Source organism: Thioclava sp. SK-1, assembly GCF_001705665.1.
Taxonomy (GTDB): Bacteria; Pseudomonadota; Alphaproteobacteria; order Rhodobacterales; family Rhodobacteraceae; genus Thioclava.
The window spans coordinates 47,612-73,292 of record NZ_MDHA01000021.1; the positions used below are offsets into that span (position 1 = coordinate 47,612).

Annotated in this window: 28 protein-coding genes and 1 tRNA gene; 10 read left to right on the forward strand and 19 right to left on the reverse strand. The window is 58.1% G+C overall.

Annotated features, from left to right (window positions below):
• Window positions 1–4 precede the first annotated feature (4 nt).
• From BFP70_RS01085 to fabD, 19 genes are all read right to left on the reverse strand, one after another.
• Window positions 5–664, reverse strand: coding sequence for a phage tail tape measure protein (locus BFP70_RS01085; protein ID WP_066009300.1), 660 nt, complete (start codon window positions 662–664; stop codon window positions 5–7).
• Window positions 665–667: 3 nt separating this feature from the next.
• Window positions 668–868 (reverse strand): phage tail assembly chaperone, encoded by a 201-nt coding sequence (locus tag BFP70_RS01090; protein ID WP_066009302.1) that lies wholly within the window; start codon window positions 866–868, stop codon window positions 668–670.
• Window positions 868–1,188, reverse strand: coding sequence for a gene transfer agent family protein (locus BFP70_RS01095; RefSeq protein WP_066009304.1), 321 nt, complete (start codon window positions 1,186–1,188; stop codon window positions 868–870). The genes BFP70_RS01090 and BFP70_RS01095 overlap by 1 nt, the downstream gene beginning before the upstream one ends.
• Window positions 1,189–1,190: 2 nt before the next feature.
• A complete protein-coding gene (locus BFP70_RS01100; RefSeq protein WP_066009306.1) occupies window positions 1,191–1,604 on the reverse strand; it encodes a phage major tail protein, TP901-1 family in 414 nt (137 codons plus the stop codon).
• A gap of 50 nt (window positions 1,605–1,654) precedes the next feature.
• Entirely contained in the window at window positions 1,655–2,059 is a 405-nt protein-coding gene (locus tag BFP70_RS01105; protein ID WP_066009308.1) for a DUF3168 domain-containing protein, read from the reverse strand.
• Window positions 2,056–2,391, reverse strand: coding sequence for a head-tail adaptor protein (locus BFP70_RS01110; protein WP_066009310.1), 336 nt, complete (start codon window positions 2,389–2,391; stop codon window positions 2,056–2,058). The genes BFP70_RS01105 and BFP70_RS01110 overlap by 4 nt, the downstream gene beginning before the upstream one ends.
• A complete protein-coding gene (locus BFP70_RS01115; protein ID WP_066009661.1) occupies window positions 2,388–2,975 on the reverse strand; it encodes a hypothetical protein in 588 nt (195 codons plus the stop codon). The genes BFP70_RS01110 and BFP70_RS01115 overlap by 4 nt, the downstream gene beginning before the upstream one ends.
• A gap of 199 nt (window positions 2,976–3,174) precedes the next feature.
• Window positions 3,175–4,374 (reverse strand): phage major capsid protein, encoded by a 1,200-nt coding sequence (locus tag BFP70_RS01120; RefSeq protein WP_066009312.1) that lies wholly within the window; start codon window positions 4,372–4,374, stop codon window positions 3,175–3,177.
• Window positions 4,375–4,404: 30 nt separating this feature from the next.
• Entirely contained in the window at window positions 4,405–4,917 is a 513-nt protein-coding gene (locus BFP70_RS01125; RefSeq protein ID WP_255356551.1) for an HK97 family phage prohead protease, read from the reverse strand.
• Window positions 4,918–4,978: 61 nt separating this feature from the next.
• The gene (locus tag BFP70_RS01130; protein ID WP_369820164.1) at window positions 4,979–5,212 is read right to left on the reverse strand and encodes a hypothetical protein; all 234 of its coding nucleotides are present in this window, start codon (window positions 5,210–5,212) and stop codon (window positions 4,979–4,981) included.
• Complete coding sequence (locus tag BFP70_RS01135; protein ID WP_066009316.1) at window positions 5,209–6,405, reverse strand: phage portal protein; 1,197 nt, start codon at window positions 6,403–6,405, stop codon at window positions 5,209–5,211. Before BFP70_RS01135 ends, BFP70_RS01130 begins: the two co-directional genes overlap by 4 nt.
• Before the next feature lie 100 nt (window positions 6,406–6,505).
• The gene (locus BFP70_RS01140) at window positions 6,506–7,804 is read right to left on the reverse strand and encodes a DNA-packaging protein (RefSeq protein ID WP_066009319.1); all 1,299 of its coding nucleotides are present in this window, start codon (window positions 7,802–7,804) and stop codon (window positions 6,506–6,508) included.
• Between the two features lies 1 nt (window position 7,805).
• Window positions 7,806–8,117 carry a hypothetical protein gene (locus BFP70_RS01145; protein ID WP_255356552.1) on the reverse strand — a complete coding sequence of 104 codons (312 nt, stop codon included), beginning with the start codon at window positions 8,115–8,117 and terminating at the stop codon, window positions 7,806–7,808.
• Window positions 8,118–8,359: 242 nt separating this feature from the next.
• Window positions 8,360–9,529, reverse strand: coding sequence for an endolytic transglycosylase MltG (gene mltG, locus BFP70_RS01150; protein ID WP_066009666.1), 1,170 nt, complete (start codon window positions 9,527–9,529; stop codon window positions 8,360–8,362).
• A gap of 7 nt (window positions 9,530–9,536) precedes the next feature.
• Window positions 9,537–10,796, reverse strand: a complete 1,260-nt coding sequence (gene fabF / locus BFP70_RS01155) for a beta-ketoacyl-ACP synthase II (protein ID WP_066009321.1) — start codon at window positions 10,794–10,796, stop codon at window positions 9,537–9,539.
• A 139-nt stretch (window positions 10,797–10,935) separates the two neighbouring features.
• A complete protein-coding gene (locus BFP70_RS01160) occupies window positions 10,936–12,318 on the reverse strand; it encodes a diguanylate cyclase (RefSeq protein ID WP_066009322.1) in 1,383 nt (460 codons plus the stop codon).
• Between the two features lie 285 nt (window positions 12,319–12,603).
• On the reverse strand, window positions 12,604–12,837 hold the full coding sequence (locus tag BFP70_RS01165; RefSeq protein ID WP_066009325.1) for an acyl carrier protein: 234 nt from the start codon (window positions 12,835–12,837) through the stop codon (window positions 12,604–12,606).
• A 305-nt stretch (window positions 12,838–13,142) separates the two neighbouring features.
• Window positions 13,143–13,880 carry a 3-oxoacyl-[acyl-carrier-protein] reductase gene (fabG, locus tag BFP70_RS01170; protein WP_066009327.1) on the reverse strand — a complete coding sequence of 246 codons (738 nt, stop codon included), beginning with the start codon at window positions 13,878–13,880 and terminating at the stop codon, window positions 13,143–13,145.
• 130 nt (window positions 13,881–14,010) lie between these two features.
• Complete coding sequence (gene fabD / locus BFP70_RS01175; protein WP_066009329.1) at window positions 14,011–14,940, reverse strand: ACP S-malonyltransferase; 930 nt, start codon at window positions 14,938–14,940, stop codon at window positions 14,011–14,013.
• A gap of 150 nt (window positions 14,941–15,090) precedes the next feature.
• On the opposite strand from fabD, the gene BFP70_RS01180 reads away from it, so the two are divergent.
• From BFP70_RS01180 to gluQRS, 10 genes are all read left to right on the forward strand, one after another.
• Window positions 15,091–16,350 (forward strand): cytochrome b/b6 domain-containing protein, encoded by a 1,260-nt coding sequence (locus tag BFP70_RS01180; protein ID WP_066009331.1) that lies wholly within the window; start codon window positions 15,091–15,093, stop codon window positions 16,348–16,350.
• Window positions 16,351–16,535: 185 nt separating this feature from the next.
• Window positions 16,536–16,619: transfer RNA gene (locus tag BFP70_RS01185), tRNA-Leu, on the forward strand.
• Window positions 16,620–16,884: 265 nt separating this feature from the next.
• Window positions 16,885–17,463 carry a YqaA family protein gene (locus tag BFP70_RS01190; protein ID WP_066009333.1) on the forward strand — a complete coding sequence of 193 codons (579 nt, stop codon included), beginning with the start codon at window positions 16,885–16,887 and terminating at the stop codon, window positions 17,461–17,463.
• A gap of 23 nt (window positions 17,464–17,486) precedes the next feature.
• The gene (locus tag BFP70_RS01195; protein ID WP_066009335.1) at window positions 17,487–17,948 is read left to right on the forward strand and encodes a disulfide bond formation protein B; all 462 of its coding nucleotides are present in this window, start codon (window positions 17,487–17,489) and stop codon (window positions 17,946–17,948) included.
• A gap of 174 nt (window positions 17,949–18,122) precedes the next feature.
• Complete coding sequence (gyrA, locus tag BFP70_RS01200) at window positions 18,123–20,906, forward strand: DNA gyrase subunit A (protein ID WP_066009336.1); 2,784 nt, start codon at window positions 18,123–18,125, stop codon at window positions 20,904–20,906.
• Between the two features lie 217 nt (window positions 20,907–21,123).
• Window positions 21,124–21,843 carry a hypothetical protein gene (locus tag BFP70_RS01205; protein WP_141693053.1) on the forward strand — a complete coding sequence of 240 codons (720 nt, stop codon included), beginning with the start codon at window positions 21,124–21,126 and terminating at the stop codon, window positions 21,841–21,843.
• 178 nt (window positions 21,844–22,021) lie between these two features.
• Complete coding sequence (locus BFP70_RS01210; protein WP_141693054.1) at window positions 22,022–22,729, forward strand: porin; 708 nt, start codon at window positions 22,022–22,024, stop codon at window positions 22,727–22,729.
• A 158-nt stretch (window positions 22,730–22,887) separates the two neighbouring features.
• Window positions 22,888–23,238: a DUF6614 family protein gene (locus BFP70_RS01215; protein WP_066009343.1), complete on the forward strand. Its 351-nt coding sequence runs from the start codon at window positions 22,888–22,890 to the stop codon at window positions 23,236–23,238.
• A 234-nt stretch (window positions 23,239–23,472) separates the two neighbouring features.
• Window positions 23,473–24,813, forward strand: a complete 1,341-nt coding sequence (trmFO, locus tag BFP70_RS01220; protein ID WP_066009344.1) for a methylenetetrahydrofolate--tRNA-(uracil(54)-C(5))-methyltransferase (FADH(2)-oxidizing) TrmFO — start codon at window positions 23,473–23,475, stop codon at window positions 24,811–24,813.
• Window positions 24,792–25,646 carry a tRNA glutamyl-Q(34) synthetase GluQRS gene (gene gluQRS / locus BFP70_RS01225; protein WP_066009345.1) on the forward strand — a complete coding sequence of 285 codons (855 nt, stop codon included), beginning with the start codon at window positions 24,792–24,794 and terminating at the stop codon, window positions 25,644–25,646. The genes trmFO and gluQRS overlap by 22 nt, the downstream gene beginning before the upstream one ends.
• The last annotated feature ends 35 nt before the right edge of the window (window positions 25,647–25,681 follow it).

The window sequence follows — 25,681 nt, forward strand, 5'->3', positions numbered from 1 at the left end:
CTCCTCATCCATTGCGTTGCCCGCGCGCCAGGGCGCGGGACAATTGCGCTGCAACCTGCGACTGTGATCGCTGAAAACTGGGTGCGTCCGGCGTTGTGATATTCATCACCACATTGACTGAACGCCCCGCAGATGCCTGAACGCCCAGCCGTCCATCTGCCCCACGCGCAAGCGGCATAATCGCCTCTGGTCCCGCCTCGCCCATCAGCCCGGTCCCTCCGCGCATCGCAAAGCGCGTAGGCTGGCTGACCACCCCCCCTTTGGCAAAGGCCTGCACCCGCCCCGAAGACACAACACCCCCCTGCGCAAAGGGCAAAACCCCACTTAGAACCGCGTTCAAACCGCTGGCCAGCGCCGTTCCTGCAGCATTTTGCACAGGTTTCATCGCCGCCGAATACATGCTGGCGGACATGCGTTGCCCCACCGCAGCAAGCGCGTCGGACAGTTTCATCCCGTCAAACACCACACCGTCAAACGCAGAGCGCAACGTGGACCCGAATGACCGTGACAAGCTGCCCACCTCGCGGGAGGTAAACACCATGCTGTCACGCAGCTGTGACAATTCGGTGGTGAAGGCACCGGTGACCGTCTCCGCGCTGCCCAAAACACGTTCCAACTCTGCCGCTTGTTCTGACAGATCTCCAAACCCTTCAAATTCCGCCATAATTCACCCTTTCCCATCCGTTGCACGCGGGCGCTGGTCAGGCCACGCGGCAGCCAATGCCTCCAAATCTGCGCGGGACAAAACCTGTGCCTGCGTGGGTTCGCCCAGCATCATCGCCAGTTCAATCGGGCTCAGTGCCCAGAATTCGGACGGGCGCAAACCCAAACCCTGCAGGCCAACCCGCAACAATCCCGCCCAATCCATCACCCGCCCCCAACCGGCCCAAAGGCGCGTGCCAAAAGGGTCGCGGCGATCTGCGCGGCCGCCACTGGCCCGCCGGCCACCTCGACACAGCGCAAATCCTGTGCACAACCCTGCCAGCCCCCACCGCGCAGCCCCGCCACCAGCAGCGCCAACACATCGCGCGATGAAAAGCGCCCTGCCTCAAACCGCTCCACCAAATCCATCAGCGATGCCTCCCCCAGCCCCGCTTCCAACTCCGCCAGCGCGCCCAATGTCAGCTTTGCGCGATGCGCCACACCATCCAGCGTCACCTCGACCTCTCCTGCCCAAGGGTTCGTCATAGTCATAGCGCCGTGAAGGCCAACGCCCCCGCCGAGGCCATCGCCATCTCATAGCTGGCCTCGCCATTATGGCTGCCGGCATAGTCGATTGAGGTGATCATGAACGGCCCCTCGATGATCCCGAAATCGGGAACAATCACCTGAAACTGCGGCATCTCGGCGTCGAAAAAGATCTGCCGCGCGCGCTCATCCGTATCGGCATCGCGGAACACACCAGAGCCTGACAGCGCGGCAGAACGCACACCCGCGCCCGCCAAAAGCTCGCGCCAGCCACCTGCGCTTTCCAACGAAGTCACATCGACCGTTTCCGCGTTGAAACTGATCCGCGTGGCCCGCAAGCCAGCGATCGTCTGAAACGCGCCATCACCGGTCAGATCCAGCTTTATCAATAGGTCTTTGCCGTTTTGTGCCGTCATGTTCTGTGTCTCCAAATGTCAAAGGGCCCGCAGGCCACGAAACCGCCCGCTCAGCCCTCAAGCCGCGCACGGAATGTCATATCGATGCGCCGGGTCGCGCCTTTGTTCACCCGCGCAGCCTTGGCGCGCACAAACCACACCCCCACCAGCCGCCCGCGCGTCAGGGGCAAATCCGCACCAACCAACGCATCCGAAATCGCGCCTGCAATTGTCTTAGCCGCCTGAAACCCCGCAGCATCTGTCACCACAGACACTGTGAAATCATGGCGCGCACCCGGGCCGGAACTGTCAGACGCATCACGCACATCCTCCGGTCCCAGACTGATATATGTGCCAATTTGCCCTGGCGGCGCCGCGTCATAGACAGCGCCACCGACCAACTCGTTGATCTTTGGATCTGTGCTAAGTTGCTGAAATACAGCCGCTTGCAGCGCTGCTGATGTGCCATAGCTCATGCAACAATCTCCTCAACGCAAAAACAGGTTAGATAACGGCACGCCGTATCCGCACTTGCCACTGCCAGAATAGGAAACACCCGATCCCCATCGCGGAACCGCTGTTCAGGCCGCGGCCTGCGCGGTGATCCCTCTGGTGCCGCACGCACGACGATCTTCATCTTGACCGAAGCAAGTGTGACGAACTCCCCCGCGCGCTCCACCCCCGTGCCGGGCGTCACCTGCGCCCAAAGCCCGCCCAGCGGTGCCCAGGTCTGAACGAAGCCACCGGCCCCATCTGGCAGGCGCTGCGCTTGTTCTAAAACCAACAGCCTGTTCAAATGGACATTCATCTACGCCCTCCGATCAGACGCACTGTCCGCCATGGTTCAATCAAACAGGCCACCCCAAAGGGAATGTCATCCCCCTCTGCGCCACGCTCATGTCGATGTTCAAAATAGGTCGCGGCCAGCAACATCACCGCCTGCGCCAGATCGGCAGGCACCTGCGCCCAAACGCCAAACCCGGCCTGCAATGTGATCTCGGCATGACCATGCAGCGGGATATCGGGCAGGCTTTGCCCGAGGCCTTCGATCAGTGGACGGCTCATATCCCTGACCAACCGGTAGCGCGCCGGATCCACCGTCTGTCGCATGTTATTGCGATCGACCAGCACAATCGCGCTTACCTGCTGCACCGGCGACAATGGAAGTGGATGACGCGTACAACGCCACTGATACAGCGTCAAAACACAGTCCCGTCCCAGCAAGGCTTTCCCCGTACGTCGCTCAATCGTGGCTAGGCTTGCGCGCAGATATCCTTCCAGCGCGGCATCCTCCGCCCCCACATCCGCAAATCCGCGGCCAAGCCGTAAATGGTCGCGCAACGCGGCCACCGGCAAGGCCGCTGCCGCAACCTCGGTAAGTTGTGTCAACATATTCATGATCCCTGAAATGACCGAAATCCGCCCGGTCGCAGCTCCGCCACCGGGCGCCAAGATTTTGGGCAGGTGCGCCCCCACCGCCATCGGACGGAGGAAGCAGCTAGGCGACGATGAAGGGCCACACCCGCCCGCCGCGGCACATCACAGCCACGGCAGGGCAAAAGGCGCTACCCCTCCACCCGTCCTGATCGCGTCACGACAGCGCGAATTTCATCAGCTTGATCGCTGCAAAATCGCTGACATCACCGCCAACCCGCTTAGAGGCATAAAAGATCACATGTGGCTTGGCCGAGAACGGATCGCGCAACACGCGCAGCTCCGGGCGTTCAGCAATCGTATAGCCTTGGTGGAAATCCCCGAAAGCCAGCGCAAATGTGCCCGCTGCAATATCGGGCATATCCTCGGCAATCAGCACCGGATATCCCATCAACCGCGCAGGCTCTCCCGCTGCCAAACCATCGGTCCACAAGAACCGCCCATCGGCATCTTTCATCTTGCGCACCGCTCCAGCTGTTTTAGAGTTCATCACAAAACTTGCGCGGGCACGATATTCCGCATCCAGCGCATAGACCAAATCCACAATCGCATCCGCAGGGCTTGTGTTTGCAAAATCCGCCTCTGCGCCGGTCGCCACATAGCCTAGGTTGCCCCAGGTCCAATTGTCATTATCTACCGTAGGATGGGTCAAAAAACCGGTCGGCTTATCCGCGCCATCGCCCATGATGAAGGCTGCAGCCTCGGCCCGCGAAAACTTATCTGCGATGCGCTCGGCCAACCAGGTTTCAATATCAAACGCGGCATCATCCAACAGACGCTGGCTGGCCTTGGGCAGTGCAGACAGCTCGTGCAGCGGTATGCTGATGCGGTCGATTTGTGGCGTTGCCGTCTCGGTCAGTGCCGCCGTCTCGGACGCCCAACCTGAACCCATCTCGCCATGGTCGACCAAAACGTCGAATGACGTGGCCTCGACCTGCACGACATTCGCCACCTGGCGGATCGACGCAGTCGCGCTCAGAACCGATCGGATGGTTTCGCTTGTTTGCGGATCCACCAGATAGCCGCCCTCTGCGGACACTTGGGAATTCAACGATTTCCCCTCTAGAGCCAGCCCGCGCAACCCGTCATCATCGCCAGAGCGAAGATAGGACGCAAAGGCCTTTTGATGCGGTGCTGGCGCAGCGTTATCAGCCGATAGCACCGGACGGCCCGTGGTCATTGATTTCTTTTGCAGCATGACAAATCGCTCATTTTGTTGTTGAAATTTTACTTTAAGTTCAGACTGAACGCATCTGACTTCGTTCAGAAAATCTTGCAGGGCGGATTTCACTTCGCCGATATCATCGGGACAATCAGACATAGCTGTCCGATCCCCAGCATTGCTGTGGTCGTTCATGGTCTCTCCTGTAGGTAAACTGCGTGTCTGTTAGCGGTGGCGGGCCGGATCAGCGGCCAATTCAGCCGTGGCCGCACGCAGCGCCTCGACCAAATGTCGCAGATCTGCGTTGGGGACTTCGCCCTTGGCCGCAACCCGCGCCTCTCGAAGCATTGGGAAGGTCACCAGCGACACTTCCCACAGCTCCAACTCTTGCAACATCCGCTGACTGCCAGCCGATTTACATGCTTTCACAACGCGATAGCCGATTGAAAGCCCGTCGATCGCCCCCGCTTGAACCAGTGCCTGCGCTTCGCGCCCGCGGGCCACATCGGGCAACAATCGGCCTTTGACCCATAGGCCAGTGCCGTCCTCGCGGATCTCATCCCAAACGCCGATGGGCTGTGCGGGATCATGTTGCCACAGCATTTTCACCGCCCGGTCTTTGATCTTCAATGACGCGGAATAGGCGCCAGGGCAGACGATATCGCCGCCTTGATCGGGCTTGCCAAATAAGCTGGCATAGCCTTCGATGATATGCCCATCCGTTAACTGAACCTGCATACCCCGAGGTCGAAAATACTTTAATTCAAGTCCACAATTTATTGTTTCCATGTCTATTTTCCTAATTTGGTGACAACTCCATCAAACCATAAACCGCCTGCGTCAGGATCACTGCCACGATGCCATAAACCGCCATCCACAGCCGCCGTTCCAGCCCCGCAATCATCGCCTCTAACCGTGCCAGCCGCTTTTCCACCTGATCAAATTGCAGCGCCATGATCTTTTCAGTGGCGTCGAAGCGTTGTTCATGCACAGCGAATGGCTCTTTCAAAAATCTGGAGCCGGTCACGCTCATGCGCTCTGCCCGCTGTCAGGCGCAAGCGGCAAGCCAAGGATGGACCGCTTTTCGGACTGGGTCAGAAAGCTGGCCTCACCCACCCGTTTCCATTGCTGATCACGCTCCGAAGCCAGTGCCGGGATCTGGTCCAAATCCGGGCGCAGATCCACCCGCTCGCCCAGATGCTGGCTCAGCCACCATGCCAACGCCGCCGTGATCCGCGTGGCCAATGGCAACACCGTCAGCCGATAAAACGCCCGATGCGCCTCGGCGTAATTGGCATAGGTTGCATCACCGGGGATCCCCAGAAGCATCGGCGGAACCCCGAATGCCACGGCAATCTCACGCGCTGCCGATGATTTTGTCTCGTGAAATTCCATATCGGACGGGGAAAAGCCCATTGGTTTCCAATCCAAGCCACCTTCCAGCAACATCGGCCGCCCCGCATTGCGCGCGCCTTGATGCATATGCTCCATCTCGTGGATTAGACGATCATATTGATCTTGCCCCAATGTTCCGCTGCCATCTTGTCCGCGATAGATAATCGCACCAGACGGGCGCGCCGCATTGTCCAAAAGCGCTTTGGACCAAGCCGAGGCCGCATTATGCACATCCACCGCTGTTGCAGCCGCTTGCAAGGGCGACAGACCATAGTGATCGTCTTGCGGGTGAAAACTGCGGATATGGCAGATCGGATCGGGATGCCCGGTCATGTCAAACCGCAGCTTTCGTCCGCCTACCTCATAGTCATAGGCGACGGGCCAGCCATCACTGCCGGGCACCGCACGCATCCGGTCTGCGCGCAGCACATGCAGCTCTTGTGGCACATCCAACTTCATGTCCAACGCGCAGACCGCCTCGATATAGCCATCTCCGGTCAATAGGATCTGCCCGTAAAGCGATTCTAAAAATTCCGCCTGCCCTTGGCCTGCATTGGGACGCCGGATCAGATCCACGACCGGATGTTGCTCAAACCGCTGCACCTGATCGTGGCACAGCAATGGCAGGGCCGCAGCCGCCTCTGCGATCAATTTCACACACCGAAAGCCGATGGGATTGCTGCTAAATCCGCTGCGCGTCATGGCGCCACTGTCACGCGGGCTCCACAAAACCCTCCCAGACCCTGCGGCCATCGCAGCCACCCGTCCCGCTCGTGAGGCCTTGCGCTGCGGCGCCGCCTGCTGTGCCTTTTTGAAAAACTTCATCGCCATTCCTCTCTCTTTGGGTGGGCGGCGGGCGCTGGCCACCGCGCTGCAATCAGGCAACGTCCTGCGTGCCTGTCGAAATATCGATCTAACTGTGCAAAATGCTCTACAAACTGCGCATCTGCGGCCTGCGCCATTTGGCAGCCGGGGCAATCATCAAATCCGTCACCGCCCATACCAATGCATCCACCCGATCGGGGGAGCCTTTACCCGCAAACCCATGCGGCGTCATGGCGCACATCTGGTCTTCCAACTGGCCCAACATCCCGGCGCGATGATGGCGCATACGGCCCTGCTCATACAGCGCCGCAACTGGTTCGGCCCGCGCGGTTTTGGCACAGGTGGCACGCAGCGCCGTAAAGGGCACCAAAGGATCCACCTGCCGCACAACCTGTTCGATCAGATCACCGCCTTGATTGACCTCGGCCACCAGACGATCAGCGCGAAACCGTTCCATTGCAGCGATGGCGGCTTTGGCCCAATCGGTGGGTTTTCCACGCACGGTACAATCGGCCAGAATAAAGCCGCGCCAATCCAACGGACCGCCACCATTGGTCTGCACACCAGCCACCACAATGCCGCATTCGTCAGAGCGCGCGCCCCCTGTCACCGCCGGGTCCACCGCCACAACGATCCGGTCCAAATCAGGCACCCTATCCACCCGCAGTCCCTCTAACTGCGGTCCAGTCCAAAGCGCATCTTCCAGATCTTCCAACAAGACACCGTCCAGCTCCTGTCGGCCCAGCCGCGATCCGTTGTAACGCGCATGGACCTCCGCTAAAAAACTATCCGCCAGATAGGCGCGGTTCGCATCCGTCGGCGCATGGGTCACGACGGTCGACGGGTTGTTCAAAATCGCCTTCAACACCGGGACATTGCGCGGCGTTGTTGTCACCACCTGCTGCGGATGGCGCCCCAGACGCAGCGCGAATTGCAGCATATCCCATGTGTCCTCTGCCTTCTTCCATTTCGCCAGCTCATCAACCCAAGCAGCATCAAACTGCGGTCCGCGCAGCGCCTCTGGCTCATGCGCAGAATAGCAGGTCGCCACCGCCCCGTTGGGCCAAACCAGGCGCCTGCGCCCCGCCTCCCATGCAGGGCGTCGATCGGGCGGCGAACAGGCCAAGATCCCACTTTCCCCCATCACCATCACATCACGCACCTGGTCAAATGTTTCGCCCACCAACGCCACACGTGATGCGCGCCCCGGCTCTAACGGGGTATCAGATTCCACCTGCGCACGCACCCATTCGGCACCCGCTCGCGTTTTACCCGCACCTCGCCCGCCCATAATCACCCAGCTTTTCCACGCGCCATTGGGCGGGATCTGATGCGGCAAAGCCCAAAATTCAAACAACCATGGCAGGGACAACAATGCGTTGTCCCCTAACCCGTCGATGAACATATCAACCTGCTCCTGCGTCGCGCAGGCAAGCCAAGCGGCGCCCGATCTCAGATCTGGCGGCGGCGAAATCAAGTCGGCGGCCGTCAACGGCCCCGATTGCGTCCTGACGAAGTTTGTCAACGCGCGTCCTTTCTTCCAAAACAAGTTGCATCGCGGCGCGCAAATCACGCATCGCAGCGCGCGCGGTCTTGGCCTCGGCCAGATCGCCTGCACGCAGATTTTCCATCGCCAATTGCAGCTCATCGGCTACGTCGCGATACATCCCTTCGGCCAGTTCCAGCATCTCAACTGAATCTGCGCCGTCCCGATTCACGGTCGTTATTTTCATAGAATCTGAGCCCGCCTCTGAAAGGGTGACTCCGTCCACCGCCAATGAAAAAGCGCCAACGGTTTGACCCGCGGCGCTTGCCCACTTCTCCTAGCTTGACATAAGTCCTACGTTGGACCGTGCGATCTGTCAAAGACGTTTTTGTGGCGTTTTCAGTGCCTTAGCGCGAACGCCCCATTAACACTCTGGCGCAACACCCTAAAAAAACTCAACCCAGACTGGCTGTATTAATTACCAGATGCAGCATTGGCACGCTCTGCCTCAATCTCGCGCCAGCGCGCAACATTGCGGTTATGCTCGTCCAATGTGGTCGCAAATGCATGCCCACCAGTGCCATCTGCGACAAAGAAAACATAGTTGGTCGAATCAGGATTCAGCGCGGCCTCAATGGCGGCACGGCCCGGATTCGCAATCGGTGTCGGCGGCAGCCCGTCAATGACATAGGTGTTATACGGTGTCGCCCGACGCAGCTCTGAAGCGCGAATACCGCGGCCCAGATTTCCACGCCCATCCGTGACGCCATAAATCACCGTCGGGTCTGTTTGCAGCCTCATGCCCTGCTCGATCCGGTTCACAAAGACACTTGCGACCTGACGGCGCTCCGCCGCGATCCCGGTCTCTTTCTCAACGATAGAGGCCATGATAAGCGCTTCTTCCGGGCTGTCATAGGGCAGACCATCCGCGCGATTGGCCCAGGCTTCGGCCAAAATCGCGGCCTGCGCGTCTTGCATCTGCGACACGACTTCGCTGCGCGCCTCACCATTGGTGATATCATAGCTGTTGGGCGCAAGGCTGCCTTCAGCGGGCACATCCTTCAGTTCACCCGAAAGATAGGGCAGTGCATTCAACGCCTGCGTTACATGCCAGCTGGTCGCGCCCTCAGCCAAAACAACACGTGTCCGTGTGACATTGGCGTCATCCACTAGGGCCTCAAAATCGTCCGGCTTGTCTTCAGACACCGGATCATATTCTGACAGATCAACAAATTGGCTTGTCGCCGGGTCCAGCTCGCGCAATTCCAACCGCTGGGCGTTTACCCCGATCCGATACACTAGCTCCGAACCACAGGTTGACGGCCCGCCTTCGGTCACCTGATCAACGATCTGTTCCATCGTCGCATTCGGTTCCACCAAATACGACCCGAACTTCAACTGACCCGATTTTTCAGAATAATCCGCACCGATGCGGAAAATATACCCCGAAGAAATCGCCCCCAGCCGGACAAGCTGCTCAGATACGCCGTAAAAGCTGCCACCGCGGGGAACCTGCACACATACCGCCTGGCTTAATGGCCCGGGCCCGTCATATTGACGCTTTGCCCATGCGATGACCCCGGCCAGGGCGACCAGGATCACGATCATAAGCGTCAGAAAATTCGAGACGATATTGCGCCACATCATCAGATCAGTCTTTCACGCGGCCAAGTACAACAGAGGCATTCGTGCCCCCGAAACCAAAGCTGTTGGACAGGGCAATGTCGATCTTGCGTTTGACGGCAGCATTGGCTGCCAGATCAAGCGCCGTATCAACCGCCGGATTATCAAGGTTCAATGTCGGCGGCGCGACCTGGTCACGAATGGCCAAAATACAGAAGATCGCCTCAACGGCACCAGCAGCCCCCAGCAAATGCCCGATGGACGATTTTGTCGAAGACATCGTGGCCCCTGAAGCCGCCTCGCCCATCAGCCGCTCAACCGCGCCCAATTCGATAGTATCCGCCATCGTCGAGGTGCCATGCGCATTGATATAATCAATCTGCGATGGCGCGATATCGGCACGTTTGAGCGCAGCGCTCATGGACCGGAACGCGCCATTGCCATCCTCAGATGGGGCGGTGATATGGTAGGCATCACCCGACATGCCATAGCCCAGCACCTCGGCATAGATCTTGGCGCCGCGGGCTTTTGCATGTTCATATTCTTCCAGAACGACAACACCCGCACCTTCACCCATGACAAAACCGTCACGGTCCGCATCATAGGGGCGCGACGCTTTGGTCGGATCTTCAGCCTTTGTCGACAGGGCTTTACAGGCGTTGAACCCGGCAATGCCGATTTCCGAAATTGGGCTTTCGGCACCGCCTGCGATCATTACATCCGCGTCACCCCATTGGATCAAACGCGCGGCGTCACCGATCGCATGCGCGCCGGTGGAACAGGCCGTCACCACCGCATGGTTTGGCCCCTTGAACCCGTAGCGGATCGACACCTGACCAGAGATCAAGTTAATCAGCGCAGATGGGATAAAGAAGGGTGAAACACGTTTGGGCCCGCGCTCTTTCAACAAAACGGCCGTGTCGGCAATGGCCGATAGCCCACCGATGCCAGAGCCGATCATAACGCCGGTGCGTTCACGATCTTCATCCGCCTCGGGTGTCCAGCCGGCATCTTCCACCGCCATCTGCGCAGCGGCAACACCGTATAGAATGAACTCATCAACCTTGCGGGCCTCTTTCGGGGCCATCCAGTCATCAGGATTGAACGTGCCATCTGTGCCATCACCGCGCGGCACTTCACATGCGTATTTGGTGATAACATTGCTGGCGTCAAAACGTGTGATCGGCCCGGCGCCGGACTGCCCCGCCAAAAGGCGCGACCACGTTTCCTCAACACCGCATGCAAGCGGCGTGACCATTCCAAGACCCGTGACGACGACCCGACGCATGCCTAACCTCATTCCTGCGTTGACTATCGGGCTTCACATACACTGCACGGGCGCGCGGGGCAATGTTTCACGGTCCATGATATGCCATGAGATTGGCACGAAACCCCCAGTTCTGGCAAGGAATCGCATGTTTGGCGGCTTAGGCCTGCGTGCTATCGGGCCACCAATCGCCTGCGCGGGGCGGGATCGTGCGGTCACCATCGTCAAATAATGGCGGGCGTTGTGGCGCCAAAGCGCGTTCCACACAGTTGCGACCGTTCTCTTTTGCACGATACAGCGCGGCATCACAGCGGGTGAACAAATCACGCAACGCCTCCCCTTCGGACCAGTCGCCCACCCCGATAGAGGCCGTGACCCGCTGCACCCCGCCATCGGGACGCGGCACGGTTTGCCCGGCAATGACCGCGCGCAAGGCATCCGCCGTGGCAAAAGCATCATCTTCGGAACTGCCCGGCAACAGAACTGCAAACTCCTCCCCGCCCAGCCGTGCAACAATATCGCCCCGGTTGACCTCGGCCTGAATTGCCTGTGCCACACGCACCAAAACCCGGTCACCCAGATCATGGCCGCCGGCATCATTCACCGCTTTGAAATGGTCCAAATCGATCAACAGCAGCGAAAACGGCTCATCCGCGGTTTCGGCCTTTTTGCGGCAGCGTAAAAACCGCCCCTTCAAAACCGAACGGTTATAGACACCCGTCAAACCGTCATGCATCGCCTGATGCAACAGCCGCCGTTCAAGGTTGCGCCTGCGAATATCTGCGCGTTCTACAAAAAGCGTGTTGAACGAAATCGCCACCACATTGAAACAGATGATCGAGGCCATAATCATCGCCACCTGCTCTGTTGCGGCCACCTGATCGGCCACCGCCAGATGCAACTGCCCAATCAGCAGCGGCCCAACCACCCCAACCGTCAGATCAATCCGGGCCTTATGTCCGGTATCCTGGCGCGACACGAGGATTTTTATGATGCCGCGGTGAGGGCTGTGCATTAAGGCAGCCAGGGCGACAAGCGCGCCAACACCGCATCCCAGGGGTTTCATTCCGATCAACGTCACTTCGGACGAAAAGCTCCAATCAATGACACAAAACGCGGTCATCAACATAGAGATGAACACACATACCTGCCCAAGCATCACCCGCCGCGCAGAGATCAAATAGACTGCCAGACCCAAAATCCCCATCATCAGTGCAAAAAACGGATTGGTGGCAGAAGCGCCGTAATCGGCCCCGTATAATTGTGCCAAGGGATCTATGAACCGCCCCAACGCCAGCGCAATCGTCGCCAACCCCAAACAGCGTCCGATAATGGAACACACACCATCGCGCGGCAAACACAGCGCCAACGCGGTCAACATCCCCATTAAGGACGCAAGCGGATGCGATTCCGCAAATATTGGTAGTGTCGTAAGCTGTTCCCGCCCCAACACAGCATATGCGACCAAACATGCCACCGAAATTGCCACTGCCAAAAGCGCGGGCACAAGGCGGAGGCGGATCGCCTGTCGAACCGCAGACATCAAAGCCTTTCCAAAGACACCGTTTTAAGAAACCACCCTTTGGCCTCTTTCCCGGGTACAGATGAAACAACTGCAACTCAACAAAAGTGAAACCATCTTAGATGTTCTCAATTGAAGAATAGTGAATTTGAGAGCCCCTGAAAAAGCAATCGAAAAAATTGGGTTGTGCGGCTTCACTGATAAATGCGGAAATATGCATATTATGCAGTCAGTTGCAATTAAAAACGGCGCCCCGTTGGGACGCCGCAGAAATTGTTTGACCGATGGGTCAGTGCAATCCTGAAATCAGGAAGCTTCGGTGATGAACTTCACCGCGTCGCCGAATGTCTGGATGGTCTCGGCTGCGTCATCCGGGATCTCGATGCCGAATTCTTCTTCGAACGCCATGACCAGTTCAACAGTGTCGAGGCTGTCTGCACCAAGATCGTCGATGAACGACGCATTCTCGGTTACTTTGTCCTCTTCGACGCCAAGATGCTCGACGACGATTTTCTTCACGCGATCCGCGATATCGCTCATTATACACTTCCCCAAATTGCGCGGGCATCAGCCCGAGGTGTCTTGCTCATACGAGCGGCTGTTCGGCTTGGCATACAGAACACATACACATCCTGATCGCCAAAGCAGCCGGTTCCACAAAAAGGTGCCCGGCCCGTCTGATGGCTCAATAGCCAGCTTGCCGCGTCATGGCAAGCCGTTTTGGCGGTAGAAAACACATGCAATATAGCGAACCTGCTCAGTATTGGGCTGTTTTCCCCTGATTGGCATGAAAATGGCCACCCATTGGGGCGGCCATCGTCACTTTCATCGATTTTGTGATGCGATCACAGCATCGCCATCCCGCCGTTCACATGCAATGTCGACCCGGTCACATAGCCCGACTGGGGCGCGGCCAGATAGACCACAGCTGCGGCGATCTCTTCGGGTGTGCCCATCCGGCCGGCCGGGATCTGGGTCAAAATCTTGCCTTTTTGGTCGTCATTCAATTTATCTGTCATCGCAGTCTGGATGAACCCAGGCGCAACGCAATTGACCGTGACGCCGCGCGACGCAACCTCATAGGCCAAGGATTTTGACATCCCCACCAGCCCGGCCTTCGCGGCGGCATAATTGCCCTGACCCGGGTTGCCCGTGGCACCGACGATCGAGGTGATATTGATAATCCGCCCCCAACGCGCCTTCATCATCCCGCGCAAAGAGCCGCGCATCAGCCGCATCGCAGAGGTCAGGTTGACATCAATCACCGACGACCATTCGTCATCCGACATCCGCATGAACAAATTGTCGCGCGTGATCCCGGCATTATTGACCAAAATGTCCAATGATCCCATTGCCGCCACGGCCGATTTGGGCAGTGCCTCAACGCTTTCGGCCTCTGACAGATTGGCAGGGCAGACAAATGCGCCCTCGCCCAATTGGGCAGCCAGCGCTTCAAGCGGGGCGACGCGCGTGCCCGACAGCGCGACCTTGGCGCCTGCACCGTGCAACGCCTTGGCGATTTCGCCGCCGATACCCCCGGATGCGCCTGTGATCAGCGCGGATTTTCCTGTCAGATCGAACATGTTCGGCCCCTGTTTCTATATCTGTTGTGCCACCTGCCGGCGGCGTCTTGCATCTGCATCATAGCGACGTGGTCGCGCAGCGAGTGGCGGGCACCAATCGCCCCGCCCACTACCCGCGTCGCATTAACCGTTAGGCTTTCAGCCCGGCAATATCAGAGACGGTGCCAATGGCGGTGCATCCCACCCCTTTGGCGATCCGGCGGATCATCCCGGACAACGCCTTACCGGCACCAATTTCCCATATCGTATCAACACCTTGATCGGCCATCCACAAAACGCTTTCGCGCCAGCGCACCGACCCTGTCACCTGCTCCACCAGCAATTGGCGGATCAGTTCGGGGTCGCTCACAGCTTGGGCACGAACATTGGCCACCAGCGGCACGGCAGGGGCCGTAATGGCCACATCCGCCAAAGCCTGCGCCATTTCCTCGGCTGCAGGCTGCATCAGGGCACAATGAAATGGCGCCGATACCGGCAGCATCAGCGCGCGTTTTGCGCCTTTTGCTTTGGCGATATCCACCGCGCGTTCCACCGCTGCCTTATGGCCCGAGACGACCACCTGACTGGGGTCGTTGTCATTGGCAGCTTGGCAGACCTCGCCTTGTGCAGCCTCGGCGGCGACTTCCATTGCGGTGGCGAAATCCAGCCCCAGCAGTGCGGCCATCGCACCAACACCCACCGGAACCGCCGATTGCATCGCTGCACCGCGCTTGCGCAACAGCCGTGCCGTGTCGCCAAGGCTGATTGCGCCCGCAGCACATAGCGCGGAATATTCACCAAGGCTGTGACCGGCGACAAAGGCCGCATCCGTCACATCAAATCCTTCAGCCTGCAATGCGCGCATCGCAGCAATCGATGTTGCCATCAACGCGGGCTGCGCATTGGCGGTCAAGGTCAGCTGATCGGCCTCCCCTTCCCAAATCAGCGTCGAAAGCGCCTCACCAAGCGCCTCGTCTACCTCATCAAACACGGCCTGTGCCGCAGGATATGCCTGCGCCAGTTCGCGCCCCATACCGATGGATTGCGCGCCTTGTCCGGGAAATACAAATGCTGTGCTCATGCCGTCCTACCTTATGTGCATGTGGTTTCCTTAACGCGCCCACGACTGCGGGGCAAGCACGCACAGAATTTGTGCGTCACCTGCACTGGTGAACAGCTGGGCATTTTGTATCTTGGTCTGCAACGATATTCCAAACGCAAGGCCAGCCCCATGTTGACCAATACGCAGACCTCTTACGGCAGTATCGCGCGCCTGTTTCACTGGGCCATCGCGCTGCTGATCGTGACCGCCATCGCATTGGCGCTTTATGCCGAAAGCCTGCCGCGCGATGCGCAAAGCGCGGGCACGCTGCAAACCCTGTTCTCCCTGCATAAGACCATTGGTGTCAGTGTGTTTTTTCTGGCTTTAGCGCGCATCCTTTGGGCGCTGCTAAACCCGCATCCTGCGCCACTGCATCCCGAAAAGCGGCTTGAGACATTCGCCGCCGAAGTGGTGCATTTTGCTCTATATGGCGCGATGGTCATCATGCCGCTGTCTGGATGGATTTTACATGCTGCCGAAAGCGGCTTTGCCCCAATCCTGTGGCCCTTTGGACAGTCGCTGCCATTTGTGCCCAAATCCGAAGCTGTCGCCCATACGGCACAAGCGGTGCATAAGCTGTCTGCCATTGTGATCTATGTCACCGTTGGGCTGCATGTTGCAGGCGCGTTGAAACACCTGATCATCGACCGCGATAAAACCGTGGCGCGGATGACGCGCGGTGTTTCTGCCGGTCAACCTGGTCCGCGCCATGCCGCACTTGCCCCTGCGGGCGCCATTGCGATCTGGATCGTGATTGTTCTCGCAGGCCTGCTTTCGGCGGCCCAACCCCATACAGACACCCCCAAGGCCGCAGCCCCCGCGCAACCGGCCACAGCCCCCGCGCAACAGGCCACAGCCCCTGCCACACCGGCCAAGCCAGCAACCACAACTGCGCCTGCGGCCACCCCAGACACCGCAGGCTGGACGGTAACACAGGGCAAATTGGGCTTTGATGTGCAGCAGATGGGTGCCCCGGTCAGCGGTACATTGCCCGATTGGTCTGCCGACATAACCTATGACCCTGAAACCGGACTGGGTGCGGTGTCTGTGATCATCGATACCACCACCTTGACATTGGGATCGGTGACAGATCAGGCCAAAGGACCAGAGTTCTTCCAGACCGAAACCTATCCCCAAGCCATTTTGACAGCCGATATCTCGCGCGAAGGGGACGGGCCGCAACATATTGCACGCGGCACATTAGAACTGGCAGGCGTGAGCGCACCGGTCGTATTGACCTTCACATTGACGATTGAAGGCAATACGGCCCAGATGCAAGGCACCGCACAACTGGACCGCCGTGATTGGGATATGGGCACAGGCTATAGTGACGAAACCACCGTTGGCTTCCCCGTTACCGTCACAGTAGATCTGACTGCCACGCGCTGATCTCTCTCGTCCCCGCCTGCGGCCCAAACCACCGGCCGCAGGCGACAGGTGCCCGAATACAGATCCGCGCCTTGCGCCCAAAGCTGCCGATATCCGCACCGCATCAACGAACGGAAAAAAATTATAAAATTTCCCAAAATGGGGCTTGCCACCGCCAAGCTGCCACGTTAAATCCCCCTCAACTGGCCCGAGTGGCGGAATGGTAGACGCAGCGGATTCAAAATCCGCCGACGCAAGTCGTGCGAGTTCGAGTCTCGCCTTGGGCACCAGTTATAAAATTCAGACCCGCACATATGATCGGGTAAATTTTATAAAAACATCCCCCCAAAAAACCTACCATTTCCATTTCGCGCCCGGCGCAGCGGATGAGTGTCACTCCCATTCCCGTCTAAGCGGTGCAATTGCAGGCAGGCCGCCTGCGCCCCCCACCATCCTACCGATAATTAAACTTTGACCGGCCAGCGGCGCTTGACCTTGCGTGCACAACGGGCGATTCAAGGGGTTAACAACGGTGAAGACCCGAAAGGCCCCACAATGATCCGAAGACTGTATGACTGGACGATGGGGCTGGCAGAGCATCCCCGCGCGATGTGGGCCTTGGCGATCGTGGCCTTTGTCGAAAGCTCGGTCTTTCCGATCCCACCCGATGTTTTGATGATTCCGATGATCATCGCCATGCCCAGCCGCGCGTTTTATATTGCGTTTGTGGCGACGGTGGCGTCGGTTCTGGGCGGGCTGTTTGGCTATTACATCGGCTATGGGCTGATGGATGCCGTGGGCATGCCGGTGCTGGAATTCTATGGCAAAGCCGAGAAATTCGACGCACTATCCGCGCAGTTCAACGCCTATGGCGCATGGGCGGTCCTGATCGCGGGTGTTACGCCCTTCCCGTTCAAAGTCATCACGATTTTTTCAGGCGCAACAGGCTTGTCCCTGCCGATCTTTATCGGCGTTTCTATCCTGGCCCGCGCGTTGCGATTCTTTCTTGTGGCCGGGCTGTTGTGGAAATTCGGCCCACCGATCCGTGATTTCATCGAAAAACGGCTTGGGCTGGTGTTTACAGTGTTTGTGGTGCTGCTGATCGGCGGCTTATATGCGGTGAAGTTTTTATGACCTTGATGTCCCCCCTTAGAAAGATGCCTTCACAACGTCTGGTGCTGCTGGCAGCGGGGGGGTCCGCTGCGCTTCTGGCGGCGGCGCTGATCTTTCAAGCGCTTGGCTATGCGCCATGCCATTTGTGCCTGTTGCAGCGCTGGCCCCATGTGGCGGCGGTCGCTATTGGCCTGGTGATCTGGGGATTGCGCCTGCCGATGGTGACGGCGCTGCTTGGCGCGGCTGCCACGGCCACCACGGCGGTGCTGGGCCTGTATCATTCCTTGGTAGAGCGCCACCTGATCGAAGGGCCAAGCACCTGCACATCGGGCGGCATTGGCCAGCAATCGGTTGACGACCTGATGGCACAGATCCAGGGCGCGCCCCTGGTGCAATGCGATGCGATTTCATGGCAGATGCTGGGGCTGACGATGGCCAATCTGAACGCGATCTTCTCTATTGGTCTGTGCGGGCTGTGGATCACAGCCTGGCTGCGCGCTCGCTGACACCCAGCTGCCGCAAGGGAAACCATGCACAGCCCCGGCTGACATCCGCGTGTCAGCCGGGGCTGCGGCAGATTTAGGCAAGTTCATCACGAAACCGTCGCCTTGACGATTGCGCGCAAGGCCTTGCATGCGCTATAAGACACAACAACAAAATCTAGAAGAAACGAGGCGCGCGTGACCGATATTCCCGACATGCCGGACACCGAAGACGAGGGCCCAAAACGCCCCGTATATGACGGCCCATCCGTTTCCATCGTATCCGAGATGAAGACGGCCTATCTTGATTACGCGATGAGCGTGATCGTCAGCCGTGCGATCCCGGATCTGCGCGATGGGTTGAAGCCGGTGCACCGACGCATTCTGTATGCGATGCATGAAACCGGCAACACGCATGACAAATCCTACCGTAAATCGGCGCGACCGGTTGGTGATGTCATGGGTAAGTATCACCCGCATGGCGATGCTGCGATCTATGACGCATTGGTGCGGATGGCGCAGCCCTTTTCCATGTCTTTGCCCTTACTGGACGGTCAGGGCAACTTCGGGTCGATGGATGGCGATAGCGCGGCTGCGATGCGTTATACCGAAGTTCGGATGGACAAGCCCGCCTCTGCCCTGCTGGCCGACATCGAAAAAGATACGGTCAATTTTCAGGACAACTATGACGGCAAAGACCGCGAGCCAGAGGTTCTGCCGGCACGTTTCCCGAATATGCTGGTCAATGGTGCAGGCGGTATTGCCGTCGGTATGGCGACCAATATTCCGCCCCATAACCTTGGCGAAGTGATTGATGCCACATTGGCGCTGATTGCCAATCCGGATATGTCAACCGAAGCGATCATGCAGATTATTCCTGCCCCGGATTTCCCAACCGGCGCACAGATCCTTGGGCGTGCCGGCGCGCGCAAAGCCTATCTTGAGGGGCGCGGTTCGGTCATCATTCGGGCGAAGACCCGGATCGAAGAAATTCGCAAAGATCGCTTTGCGATCATCGTCGATGACATCCCCTATCAGGTCAACAAAGCGTCGATGATCGAGAAGATCGCCGATCTTGTGCGTGAAAAAAAGCTGGAAGGCATTTCCAATATCGCAGACGAATCCGACCGTATTGGTGTGCGCGTCGTGATCGAACTGAAACGCGATGCCACACCCGATGTTGTGCTTAATCAGCTGTATCGCTTTACGCCGTTGCAAACCTCATTCGGGTGCAACATGCTGGCGCTGAATGGCGGCAAACCAGAGCAGTTGGCGCTGCGCGATTTCTTGACGCATTTCATCACCTTCCGCGAAGAAGTTGTGGCACGGCGCACGGCATTTGAACTGCGCAAAGCACGCGAGCGCAGCCACATCCTGTGTGGTTTGGCAGTGGCTGTGACCAATGTGGATGAGGTGGTTGCCACCATCCGGTCTTCGGCGGATGCGGCAGAGGCGCGCGAACGTCTGATGACGCGGCGCTGGCCGGCCCATAGCATCTTGGAATATCTGAAGTTGATCGATGACCCGCTGTATCCGGTCAATGAAGATGGCACATATAACCTGTCGGAAACACAGGCCCGTGCGATCTTGGAGCTGCGCTTGCAGCGCCTGACCCAGATCGGCGTCAAAGAAGTCACGGATGAGCTGGCAACCCTGGCCGAGAAGATCAAGGATTACCTTGCCATCCTTGCATCACGCGAACGGATCATGGCGATCATCTCTGATGAGCTGCGCGAAGTGCGCGAACAATTCGCTGTTCCGCGCCGGACCGAAATCATCGATTGGGTCGGGTCGATGGAAGACGAAGACCTGATAGAACGCGAAGATATGGTCGTCACTGTGACGCAGGGTGGCTATATAAAACGCACCCCGCTGGTCGATTTCCGCTCGCAAAAGCGCGGCGGCAAGGGCCTGTCGGGCGGCGGCTTGAAAGAAGACGATGCGGTCACCACCCTTTTCGTGGCCAACACCCACACGCAGCTGTTGTTCTTCACGACCGAAGGCATGGTCTATAAGATGAAGACGTGGCAATTGCCGCAAGGCTCGCGCCAGTCCAAGGGCAAGGCCATCGTCAATATTCTGCCCATTCCGCAGGGCGTATCCATCGCGGCGATCATGCCCGTGGACCGTGACGAAGATGACTGGGATTCGCTGCAAATCGTCTTCGCGACCAGCGCTGGCACCGTGCGCCGCAACCGGCTGTCCGATTTCACCAATGTGATGCGCAACGGTAAGATCGCGATGAAATTTGAAGGCGACACCGAAGGCGTTCGTCTGATCAATGCACGGATCTGCTCGGAAGATGACGATGTGATGCTGGTCACGGCCAAGGGGCGTGCGATCCGCTTCCCGGTGCCAGAGGTCCGGGTCTTCAACTCTCGTGCGTCTGTGGGCGTGCGCGGTGTGAAATTGCAAGGCGATGATACCATCGTCTCTATGTCGATCATCCGCCACTTTGAGGCCACGTCAGAAGAACGCACGGCCTATCTGAAACAGCGCCGACTGATGGCGGGTGTGACCGAAGAAGACGAAACGGATGAGGATGAGGACGCGGTGGATGGTGGCCAATTGTCACCTGAGCGCTATGCAGAAATGTCCGCCGCCGAAGATCTGATTTTGACGATCACCGCCAAGGGGATCGGCAAAATTTCTTCCTCGCATGATTATCCGGTGCGCGGGCGCGGCGGTATGGGCGTCACCGCCTTCGAGAAAAAAATGCGCGGCGGCGATCTGGTGGCCTCATTCCCGGTTGATGGGTCCGATCAGATCATGCTTGCGACCTCTACCGGACAATCCATCCGCTGCCCTATTGAAGGGATCTCGTTCCGTTCACGCGCGGCAGGAGGTGTCAAAGTCTTCAACACCGCCAAAGACGAGATTGTCGTATCTGTCGCCCGAATTGCCGATCAAGGCGATGATGAACCATTAGAGACCCTGCCAGACGCAGATCCGTCCGAGCCACCGCCAGCGGATCAAAGCTGAGGCGAGCAAAAATTTACAAGGGCGGCCGTTCATTTGGCCGCCCTTGTCTTTATATCACAGGATATGTGGCGCAAAATCCAATATATCCAATAATTTAACGTCAAGACACAGATGCAAGTAATTCTGTTATCTGGTGAACAGATCGCCCCGCTATGCCAATACTGTGGACCAGACTACTCATGCTCTCACATAAAGACACATATATATGAGGCATGTTTTGAAACATATTCTTATCGCGGCAACTGCTCTTTTCTCCCCATTGGCCGCGCAGGCACTTGAAACCACAGGTGCCAATCTGGACCTGAGCTATGGCGCCTTTACCGAAGAAACCGACGTGTCGAAGCTGACGCTGAAAGGCTCCGCCGAGGTGGGCTTTGCGCCACAATTTGCAGTGCAGGCGGATATCGCGACCAACGCTTTTGGATTTACCGATATTGATGGCCAGAATTACGCGTTGCACGCGATCTTTCACGCATCCGAAGACGTGTCACTGGGCGGTTTTGTCGGACGCGAAGATGTCGAAAGCGACGATTGGACCTATGCTGGGTTGGAAATCGGTCAGGACTTCGGCCGGTTCAATTACGAAGCCAATTTCACCAACGGTGATTCAGACGGGATCGAAGTGAACAATATCGGTATCCGCGGAGGCTATGCGATCAATGGATTTACGCGGATCGGTGCACGGCTTGATCATGTCGATGTGGATTTTGATGCAAATGGCGTCAACTTTGACCTTGGCGATGCAACCCGCTTTGGTCTGACCGCCGAATATACACCCACCCAGGGGCTGATGACCTATGGCGAGCTGGGCACATTGGATATTGATGGTCTTGGGTCGGAAACCTATGTGAAAATCGGTGCGCGCGTGACTTTCGGCGCATTGCGCGGCGCAACATTTGAACAACGCGGCCTGCAGGATCTGTTCCCCGGTCTGTAAACCCCTTGTCATGTAAAAGACGACAGGCCGCTGACATTTGTCGGCGGCCTTTTGCATGCGCAATGCGCCAAATCAAGCCGATGTGAGGATTGTGGCCAAACGGCGCATTGTATCGGCGCGACAGCCGGAATATCATTGCGTCAAAACAACACGAAGATTGATCTTCATTGAGGCAAAAATGAGCAAAATCGCAATTCTGGCCAGCCTTTCGGCTTTGGCCCTGTCCACCCCTGTTCTGGCGGCTGATGTCACCGGCGCATCGCTGGATTTCTCACATTACAATTTCGCTGACGCCGATGCGCGCGATTCCGGACGCAGCACGCTTGGCGGGCAAATGGTGATCGGCTTCACGCCGCAATTCTCGGTTCAAGGGGACGCCGGTATCCGGCATTTCCGCGACGGCGATTGGAATGATGCAAGCTGGGGCCTGCATGCCATTTACAACGCTTATGATATGGCAACTGTAGGTGTGTTTGCCGGCTATGAAGAGGTTGACGGACGCGAGGTAGATTCCATCGGTCTGGAATATGGCACCTCCTATAATGGCGCCGACATTCAGGCAGCCTGGACCAATTACGACGGCCATGATGGGCTGATTGACGGCAATATCTATAATGTCAGCGCCTCAATGCCGCTGAACTCCGAGCTGTCAGTGGGCGGCCGTGCCGATTTCTTGGATCTGAACGGTGGGCGCAACAGCCGCCGGATTGGTGCGACCGGCACCTATTCCTTGGCCGGTGGCTATGACTTGAACGGTGAACTGGGCTTGATTGATGACAATGGCGATGATGCTGAACCCTATATCGGGCTGGGTGTGTCGACCAAATTTGGCAATGGCGCGACCTTCAACCGTCGCGGTCTGGCAGAGTTCCTGCCCGGTCTGTAATTGACGCCACCGTGGCCGGGACCTGTCGTGCCCGCACCATAAGCTGATGGCAGATGTTTTGATGATGATACCGCCGCCCTTACACGGGGCGGCGGTTTTAATTTGGTGGTAAACTTTTTTGTGCTTCCTTGTCGTGACGCTTAGGGAGGCCGCGCACCATGAACCTGTATCACTGTATGATAGAGCTGAAATCAGATGCCAAAGCACTGGCTTTCGCGGCGGCTGTGGAACAGTGGATTGCGCCGTTTCAGGCTGCGGGACATATTATGTCCTGGCGCTTGATGCGGCGCAAACTGCGGCTAGGCTCTCAGGGGCATGCGGATTTTCTGCTAGAGATCGAGGTGCAGGATATGGCGATGCTGGAGGCCGCGTTTCATGCCGCAGGACAGGCCGATGACGCCCATGCACGCCAATACCAAATCATGCATGGAATGATCGCGACGATTGAAACGGGCCTGTATCGCGACTTCCCCGACCCCGAACGCCGGGAACGTATCGCGCTGATCTAAGGGGGCAAAGCCGCACCACAGGCGCGCGCCGCGCCGGGCATCGAGCCCACCACGGCGCGGTCAGCGGCCAAGCATTGGCCGCTTCCACCCCTGCTACACCGATGGAACAATGCGACATGGGACGCATAGCGGACCCGTGCGCGAAGGGGTTCGATGCCCCTGAGCGCACGATCTTGGCGCCTGTTCCCAAAGATCGCCCTTCCCAAGCCCGCCGCATTGGCCTAAATCGCCATTATGACACACACACTCAATATCATCGGCGGCGGAATGGCCGGATCCGAAGCCGCCTGGCAGGCCGCAAACGCGGGCATCCGGGTTATCTTGCACGAGATGCGCCCCAGCGTCGAAACCTTCGCGCATCGCACCGGCGATTTCGCTGAGATGGTCTGCTCCAACTCCTTCCGCTCCGATGATGATGAGCAAAACGCCGTCGGTCTGCTGCATTGGGAAATGCGCGCAGCCAATGGGTTGATCATGGAAATGGCGCAGCAACATCGACTGCCTGCGGGCGGCGCACTGGCCGTGGACCGCGATGCGTTTTCCGCCGCAGTCACCGCGGCGATCAAAGCGCATCCTTTGATCGAAACCTCCTATGAGGAAATCACCGAACTTCCCACCGATGGCCACTGGATCATCGCCACAGGTCCGCTGACCTCGGGTGATTTGGCCAATTCCATCCGCGCAGAGACAGGGGCCGACAGCCTTGCATTTTTCGACGCGATCGCGCCCATCGTCTATGCAGATAGCATTGATATGGACATCGCATGGAAGCAGTCGCGCTATGACAAAGGCGACACGGAAGAAGAGCGAACGGCCTATATCAACTGCCCGATGGATAAGGCGCAGCATGAGGCCTTTATTGACGCGCTGCTTGCGGCCGATAAAACCGAATTCCATGAGGGGGAGACGGCGAAATATTTCGACGGATGTCTGCCGATTGAAGTCATGGCTGAACGTGGGCGCGAAACCCCGCGCCATGGTCCGATGAAACCCGTTGGCCTGACCAACAGCCATAAACCGGATGAAAAACCCTATGCGGTGGTGCAATTGCGCCGTGATAACGCATTAGGAACGCTTTATAATATCGTTGGCTTCCAGACCAAGATGAAATATGGCGCCCAGACAGAGGTGCTGCGGATGATCCCCGGCTTGCAAGACGCGAAATTTGCGCGCCTGGGCGGGATTCACCGCAATACATTCATCAATTCGCCGACGCTTTTGGATGACCGTCTTCGGTTAAAGTCGCGCCCCAATATACGTTTTGCAGGTCAGATAACCGGTGTCGAAGGTTATGTGGAATCCGCGGCAATGGGGCTCTTGGCTGGCCGTATGGCCGTAGCAGAACTGCAAGGACGTGACCTGCCCCCGCCGTCATTTGAAACGGCAATGGGCAGTTTGGTGAACCACATCACCGGCGGGGCGGATGCCAAGACATTCCAACCGATGAATGTCAACTTTGGCCTATTCCCCCCGGTGGATGCCAAGGGCGGGCGTCGCGGCCGCAAACTGCGCTATAAAATCTATACCGACCGCGCCAAGGAGCAGTTCACCGCATGGCTGGCGCAGCAAAACTAATCACGCGTTTCGCGCCCTCGCCGACGGGGCCGTTGCATCTGGGCCATGCCTATTCCGCGCTGACCGCATGGGATAGCGCGCTCGCGGTCGGTGGGGCCTTCCTGCTGCGGATCGAAGACAATGATACCCAGCGCTGCCGCCCCGCATATGAACAGGCAGTGTATGACGATCTGGCCTGGCTAGGCCTGCGCTGGCCCAGCCCAGTGATGCGGCTGTCAGATCGAAAAACGATCTATGATCAGGCGATTGCCGCGTTATTGGCGCGTGGGCTGGCCTATCCCTGCAGCTGCACGCGGCGTGACATTCAAACGGCGCTATCGGCCCCACAAGAAGGCGTCAGTGCGCCGCATCTATATCCGGGCACCTGCCGCCATCGCACGGGGCAGACGCCCACCGTAGAGGATGCAATCCGGCTGAATATGGCCGCTGCGTTGGAACAGCTGTCGTCACAACCCTTGCAATGGCGCGAAACCGGCCCCGATCACGCAGGGCTGTATACGCTGGCACCAGATATTCTGGCGCGCAACCATGGCGACATCATCTTGATGCGGCGCGACATCCGCACCGCAGCCTATCACCTGTCAGTCGTGATTGATGATGCTGCACAAAATATCACCCATGTTATTCGTGGGCAGGATCTTATCGACGCGACCGCCATACACCGCCTTCTGCAGGCCCTATTGGACCTGCCCACGCCGATCTACCACCATCATCGATTGATCCGTGACGCGCAGGGCAAACGTTTGGCCAAGCGTGATGATGCCAAGGCCATCAGCACCTATCGTGCCGCCGGGATGACGCCACAGCAGATGCGTCATCACCTGGGGTTGTAACATGGTGCAAATAACGGCATTCAAAGCGTTTTGGT

Bases quoted from the DNA above. Each gene is read 5' to 3' on its own strand.
- BFP70_RS01190 (WP_066009333.1), top strand. From the start codon at position 16,885: ATGATCCGAAGACTGTATGACTGGACGATGGGGCTGGCAGAGCATCCC.
- BFP70_RS01180 (WP_066009331.1), top strand. From the start codon at position 15,091: ATGTTGACCAATACGCAGACCTCTTACGGCAGTATCGCGCGCCTGTTT.
- BFP70_RS01105 (WP_066009308.1), bottom strand. From the start codon at position 2,059: ATGAGCTATGGCACATCAGCAGCGCTGCAAGCGGCTGTATTTCAGCAA.
- trmFO (WP_066009344.1), top strand. From the start codon at position 23,473: ATGACACACACACTCAATATCATCGGCGGCGGAATGGCCGGATCCGAA.
- BFP70_RS01130 (WP_369820164.1), bottom strand. From the start codon at position 5,212: ATGAGCGTGACCGGCTCCAGATTTTTGAAAGAGCCATTCGCTGTGCAT.
- gluQRS (WP_066009345.1), top strand. From the start codon at position 24,792: ATGGCTGGCGCAGCAAAACTAATCACGCGTTTCGCGCCCTCGCCGACG.
- BFP70_RS01165 (WP_066009325.1), bottom strand. From the start codon at position 12,837: ATGAGCGATATCGCGGATCGCGTGAAGAAAATCGTCGTCGAGCATCTT.
- fabG (WP_066009327.1), bottom strand. From the start codon at position 13,880: ATGTTCGATCTGACAGGAAAATCCGCGCTGATCACAGGCGCATCCGGG.
- BFP70_RS01125 (WP_255356551.1), bottom strand. From the start codon at position 4,917: ATGCAGGTTCAGTTAACGGATGGGCATATCATCGAAGGCTATGCCAGC.
- fabD (WP_066009329.1), bottom strand. From the start codon at position 14,940: ATGAGCACAGCATTTGTATTTCCCGGACAAGGCGCGCAATCCATCGGT.
- BFP70_RS01115 (WP_066009661.1), bottom strand. From the start codon at position 2,975: ATGTTGACACAACTTACCGAGGTTGCGGCAGCGGCCTTGCCGGTGGCC.
- BFP70_RS01085 (WP_066009300.1), bottom strand. From the start codon at position 664: ATGGCGGAATTTGAAGGGTTTGGAGATCTGTCAGAACAAGCGGCAGAG.
- BFP70_RS01095 (WP_066009304.1), bottom strand. From the start codon at position 1,188: ATGACGAACCCTTGGGCAGGAGAGGTCGAGGTGACGCTGGATGGTGTG.
- mltG (WP_066009666.1), bottom strand. From the start codon at position 9,529: ATGTGGCGCAATATCGTCTCGAATTTTCTGACGCTTATGATCGTGATC.
- BFP70_RS01110 (WP_066009310.1), bottom strand. From the start codon at position 2,391: ATGAATGTCCATTTGAACAGGCTGTTGGTTTTAGAACAAGCGCAGCGC.
- fabF (WP_066009321.1), bottom strand. From the start codon at position 10,796: ATGCGTCGGGTCGTCGTCACGGGTCTTGGAATGGTCACGCCGCTTGCA.
- BFP70_RS01140 (WP_066009319.1), bottom strand. From the start codon at position 7,804: ATGTTCATCGACGGGTTAGGGGACAACGCATTGTTGTCCCTGCCATGG.
- BFP70_RS01135 (WP_066009316.1), bottom strand. From the start codon at position 6,405: ATGGCGATGAAGTTTTTCAAAAAGGCACAGCAGGCGGCGCCGCAGCGC.
- BFP70_RS01120 (WP_066009312.1), bottom strand. From the start codon at position 4,374: ATGAACGACCACAGCAATGCTGGGGATCGGACAGCTATGTCTGATTGT.
- BFP70_RS01210 (WP_141693054.1), top strand. From the start codon at position 22,022: ATGAGCAAAATCGCAATTCTGGCCAGCCTTTCGGCTTTGGCCCTGTCC.
- BFP70_RS01195 (WP_066009335.1), top strand. From the start codon at position 17,487: ATGCCTTCACAACGTCTGGTGCTGCTGGCAGCGGGGGGGTCCGCTGCG.
- BFP70_RS01100 (WP_066009306.1), bottom strand. From the start codon at position 1,604: ATGACGGCACAAAACGGCAAAGACCTATTGATAAAGCTGGATCTGACC.
- BFP70_RS01160 (WP_066009322.1), bottom strand. From the start codon at position 12,318: ATGTCTGCGGTTCGACAGGCGATCCGCCTCCGCCTTGTGCCCGCGCTT.
- BFP70_RS01215 (WP_066009343.1), top strand. From the start codon at position 22,888: ATGAACCTGTATCACTGTATGATAGAGCTGAAATCAGATGCCAAAGCA.
- BFP70_RS01090 (WP_066009302.1), bottom strand. From the start codon at position 868: ATGGATTGGGCGGGATTGTTGCGGGTTGGCCTGCAGGGTTTGGGTTTG.